This window comes from Pseudoalteromonas sp. NZS100_1 (assembly GCF_015864285.1).
Lineage (GTDB): Bacteria > Pseudomonadota > Gammaproteobacteria > Enterobacterales > Alteromonadaceae > Pseudoalteromonas > Pseudoalteromonas arctica.
This window is the reverse complement of the sequence record NZ_JADYXN010000059.1, coordinates 1-5,234: the sequence shown is the minus strand read 5'-3', so window position 1 is coordinate 5,234 and position 5,234 is coordinate 1. Positions and strand designations below refer to the sequence as shown.

3 protein-coding genes are annotated in these 5,234 nt (G+C 37.6%); all 3 read left to right on the top strand.

What is annotated here, in order from left to right; translation table 11 throughout:
- Positions 1 to 176: 176 nt before the first annotated feature.
- The 3 genes from I6F66_RS20265 to I6F66_RS20255 all read left to right on the top strand — a co-directional run bounded on the left by I6F66_RS20265 (position 177) and on the right by I6F66_RS20255 (position 4,676).
- Entirely contained in the window at positions 177 to 425 is a 249-nt protein-coding gene (locus tag I6F66_RS20265; protein WP_165728747.1) for a YfhL family 4Fe-4S dicluster ferredoxin, read from the top strand.
- A gap of 214 nt (positions 426 to 639) precedes the next feature.
- A complete protein-coding gene (locus I6F66_RS20260; protein WP_197209650.1) occupies positions 640 to 1,353 on the top strand; it encodes a metallophosphoesterase in 714 nt (237 codons plus the stop codon).
- 395 nt (positions 1,354 to 1,748) lie between these two features.
- Positions 1,749 to 4,676, top strand: coding sequence for a TonB-dependent receptor (locus I6F66_RS20255; RefSeq protein ID WP_197209649.1), 2,928 nt, complete (start codon positions 1,749 to 1,751; stop codon positions 4,674 to 4,676).
- Positions 4,677 to 5,234: the final 558 nt, after the last annotated feature.

Sequence of the window (5,234 nt, the reverse complement as noted above, 5' to 3'; positions counted from 1 at the left end):
GAAATCGAAAGATTGAGTCATGTGTCACTCCTGTTTTCTTAATAATACTGAAATGACACAGATTTCTAAACACTACCTAATTTAACGCTGTTAATCATATAATTTAAAATAAAGCAGTAAATGTTCTATTTTTTCATTTTTTGTTTTATATGAACTTTAATTGGAAAGGCTAAAAAGTGGCTCTACTCATAAATAGTAAATGCATTAACTGCGATATGTGTGACCCAGAGTGCCCTAATGAGGCTATCTATATGGGCGCTAAAATATACCAAATAGATGCAAGTAAATGTACTGAGTGTGTAGGGCATTATGATAAACCTACTTGTGTAAGTGTTTGCCCTATTGACTGTATAAAGCCCGATCCTAATAAGCGTGAAAGTTTAGATGAGCTGGCTGATAAGTTTGTGCTGCTAACGAACTTATAACTTGTTCAGGTATTTTGCTAAGCCGCTTTTTACTATTGGCTAAAAACTATCTACATTACTTATTTAGCTTGTAGTTAAAGTCCGCTGTCATGCATTTTTAGTTTCAATCAAATTTTATTACCTTCATTAATTATCAATTATATTGTGTTACCTTAAGGCTTTATAAACTCAAGTATTAATCTAAGTTTTAGATTGCATTCTATAGGAGTCTATTTTGCATATAGGTATTAACGCTATTCAGGCTGTATCTTCAAAACAAGCAATATTTATTAATGATGAGTGCCGAGTGTTTGTAATTGGCGATCTTGATGGTGATTTACCGGCCTTAAAAAACGCACTTAATAACGTAAATTTTACCCCTGAAAGAGATACTTTGTTTTGCCTAGGCGATTTTGTTGATCGCGGGGATAAAACATATGATTTATTTACGTACTTACACGAAATTAAGGCATGTTTGATATTAGGTAATCATGAGCATTTAATGCTGGAGTCATTATTAAGTAATGATGCTGCCGCTTTTAAATTATGGACGGACAATGGTGGCAATTGGCATAAGTATGTATCGAGTGAAAAGCTCGATGTTATGTGTAATGAGTTACTAACAAAGCCGCTTTCGATAGTACTTGAATATCGCGGTTATAAAATTGGGTTGTCTCATACATTTCCGCAATCGTGGGATTGGGAAAATTATCCTGATGATAAATCGGTGACTGTGCAATCTCTATTGTGGGATCGCGAAGTAGTTAAACAAAATAAGGTAGTTAAAAGTCATGGAGTCGACTTTTCAATACATGGACATAACTCAACTAAAGCACCTTTCTGGGTTGGCAATAGTTACCATATAGATACTAACTATCACGGTGGAAAGCCTACATTACTCGAGCTTTCAGAGGTTATTGCTACACTTGAAAAGTCATCTGTTCTTTAGGGTTTTCTACTTTTTAAATATCATTCGGCAGCTTTGCTTTTTAAAATGTAAGCTGCTGACTACATCTCCTAATTATACACCTTCGTTTTCTATATACACTTTATGATGATTTACCCACTGTAATTATTTTATCAAGCTATTAAACACAGCAAAGCCTCTCTTAGTTTGTTAATTAAGAGCGGCTTTGATGTGTGGGCTGGGTTTTAACTTTCATTTAATAGGTATAAATACAGTTAAAAGAGGATCCACTCGATTTTATATTGTTGGTTAACAAACCATTAAGTTTGGCTGTGTAAAATTAGGAACAATTTTTGCCATTACGTAAATAGTTTACGTAAAAGGACTAACTTCTCGCTTTAGTTTTATGAGCAGATTTAAATGGAACAACCTCTCACATGATATTAGCAAGTATATACCCTTTCCCTTTTTCAACGTTTTGTAAGTCATCACTTTATGTATCAATTTTTTCTGTTTTGGGTTCTACGTGTGCTTTTGCAGCGCAAGAAAACGAAAACTCGCAGCACACAAAAGATATAGAAGTAATAGAAGTACGTGGTATCCGTTCAAGCATGGCCGAAAACTTAGATGTAAAACGTATGTCAGGCTCTGTGGTTGATGCAATTACCGCTGAAGATATTGGAAAATTCCCTGATAAAAATGTAGCAGACTCTCTTCAGCGTGTACCCGGTGTGGTAATTGAGCGTGATGGTGGGGAAGGTTCGTCAGTCAGTATTCGTGGTTTATCATCAGAACTTACTTTTACACAGCTTAATGGTAATTTTATTGCGTCTTCCCCGGGTGAACCTTCGCGTTCATTTGACTATGCTTTGTTACCGTCTTCGATGATTGAAAGTGTCGAGATTTATAAATCGCCAGAGGCACGCTTAGATGAAGGTGGGGTTGGTGGTACTGTATTAATGCATAGCCGAAAACCTTTAAGTATGGATGCAAACTCAGGTGTATTTAATGTAGAGAGTACTTACGCTGATGTTACAAAAGAATACGAACCACAGTTTACGGGTTTATATTCATGGAAAAACGATGACGAAGACTTCGGTGTATTGGTAGGCTATACGTATCAGGAGCGGACAAACCGAACTCTTTCGGGCGGAACTGATGCAAATGTATGGCGCTACACTGGCGGTGGACAACCTTCAGATATAAACAGTAACGCAGTTGATAACAATAACGGCTGGGATACTATTAATGATGCAAACGGAAACAGTTACGATGGAGTTTGGTTTCCACAAGTTGTGCGAGGTTCAGTTCTTAACGAAAAACGTGAGCGTGAAGGAATTCAATTTAGTACGCAATGGCGACCAACAAATCGTTTAGAGCTTGGATTTAATTACTTTGGCTTTACGCTCGGGCAAGACAGAACAGAATCTGTGATTGATATACCTGAGTGGTCTTTAAATTCTGATTTTTTAACTGATGTAAATCTTGATGAGTCGGGCACTATTGTCACTGGTATGCAATACGATGCGATGGCAAGCGGTATTGAAAGTGATATGCAGCTTCCGTGGATGCGCGGCAGTTATGTGCGCGAAGAATCTACCTCCGATACTTTTGATTTTAATTTAACTTATGAAGGCGATAATTTTAAAGCGCGCTTTGTCGTGGGTAATACAAAATCAGAAGGGGGGCCGGAAGAAAGCTGGGAAGCTGCATATAAAAGCTCAAACGCGGGCGAAAACGCCACTGCTATTCAAAATGCTGCTCAAATGGCAGGCTGGTCACTCAACCAAAATAATGTGTCACTTAATATTGACCCAAATACACTAGCTAACTTGCAAAATGGAATTGGAGGCGGTCGTGATGCGGGCTCTTCAAACTCAAGTTTTGTACGCAGTGAGTTAGAAGAAGATTATTACCAAGCTGATGTGGATTTTTATGTTGATTGGGGCTTTTTAAAAACAATTAGAACCGGTGTTAAATACCGTAACTCCACGCTTCATCGTGAAACTGGTAATACCTTCTTTTTAGATCCTAATTTTGATATTGCTGCGGGCGAAGCAAGCGAGCAAGGTATTAATCGTTTTGATAGCTACCAATGGAATGGTGGAATGCCATTAGCTCAAAATGTATTTACAAGTGAGAGTAATATAGTAGGGGGTTTTGATATAAACCAAATGCCAAGTATCGACTGGGACAAATACCGCGATATGGTCACTGCTAACTATGTACCTTATACACGCATTGAAGATAACTTTGTTTACGACATTGAAGAGAAGATATCTGCTTTTTATATACAAGGCGATTTTGAATTTAGTGAAGTAAGAGGTAATTTTGGCGTGCGTGTTGTGCAAACAAAAACATTTACTTCATCTACCGACTTATATACCTACCAATTAGATCACACAAATGATGAAACAGGCGAGCCAGTAACTGGTGATGCACGCTTTGTAGAAGACTATCAATTAGTCACTCAGCAAAACGAAGACACTCAAATACTACCAAGCTTTAATATAGCGTGGGATGCAACTGACGATTTAGTTATTCGTGGGGCAATAGCAAAAGTAATGTCTCGTCCTGATTACAGCGATTTAGGTGCGCAGCAGCGTATTACGTTTGTATCGGATGAATGGGCAAATGATAGAGCTGCATTTAATGAACAGCCAGGTTTTAGCGGCAGTGGTGGTAATAAAAACTTGAAGCCATTTGAATCGGTGCAAGCTGATTTATCTATTGAGTATTATTATGCAAAGGGTTCTGCGGTTGGATTGGCACTTTTTCATAAGAAAGTAGATAACTTTGTTGTGCCACTAATAATAGATGCAGAGCAAAGCTTTGCCGGTAAAAATAATATAGTTGATGCAGATACTATTAATATAGCTCCGTATAGCACTGTAGGTAATGGTACCGATGCAATATCTAAAGGCGCGGAAGTATTTATTCAGCATGCGTTTGATAATGGTTTTGGTTTTTACGCAAACTACACTTATAACAAAACTAACAAAGCAGATGTAACCGTAAATGGTAAAGAGTTTGGTCAGTCGGCATTAATAGGCAGTGCAAAGTATCAGTACAACACCTCTGTTTATTATGAAGGTGACGCTTTTAATGTGCGCGCTTCATATAACAAACGAGGGGAGACAGTATTAGGCATTAATAGTGGGTTAAATGTATATCAAGATCCATACGAACAGGTTGATGTTAATGCATCGGTTAATTTGTATGAAGGGCTAAGCTTAACAGCTGCTGTTATTAATTTAACTAAGTCGGAATCGGTAACGCGTTTAGGTGATGATACAGATGCACGATTACTTAACTCAAGCTATTCAGGACGACGCTATTACGCAGGCTTTAATTATAGTTTTTAATTAACGGCATACGTAATACTTTATTAAACGCCAACTAAAAAATGTAGTTGGCTTAGCCTAACAGCACCTAATATTGTAGTTTTATCTATGCAGATAGTTTAACTGCTCATATGTTGGTTGTTTAATAGGCAGAAAAAGCTCTGCAGCCCTTTATTTGTATAGCTTTCATACTAAATTCATTTAATTGTCAAAAAGCTGAAATAAAACATTGACCCCCGCTCGAATCTCCCTATAATGCGACCCCACTGAGACGGGAAACGCCGAAGCATAGCGAGGCACGAACTACTCAGAGAGTTAAATAAAACTTCGGTTTTAAATTGTCGAAAGAAAGTTTAAAACTAAGTGTTGACTCGAAAAATAAAGGGTGTATTATTCGCATCCCTTGAGACGCTAAAGCGACTCAAAACGTTCTTTAACAATATAAAGCAATCATCTGTGTGGGCACTCGTACAGATTGAGTTCTAACAGCCAACCTACTTAGGTAGCGAGGCAAACAAATTAGAGTCTCAATTGAAAACTGAGTGACCAACAGAATAGTTATTTCGGTAATTATTCGGC

What these genes read in the sequence shown, in the direction of transcription:
- I6F66_RS20255 (WP_197209649.1), top strand. Translation starts at nt 1,749, where the DNA reads ATGATATTAGCAAGTATATACCCTTTCCCTTTTTCAACGTTTTGTAAG.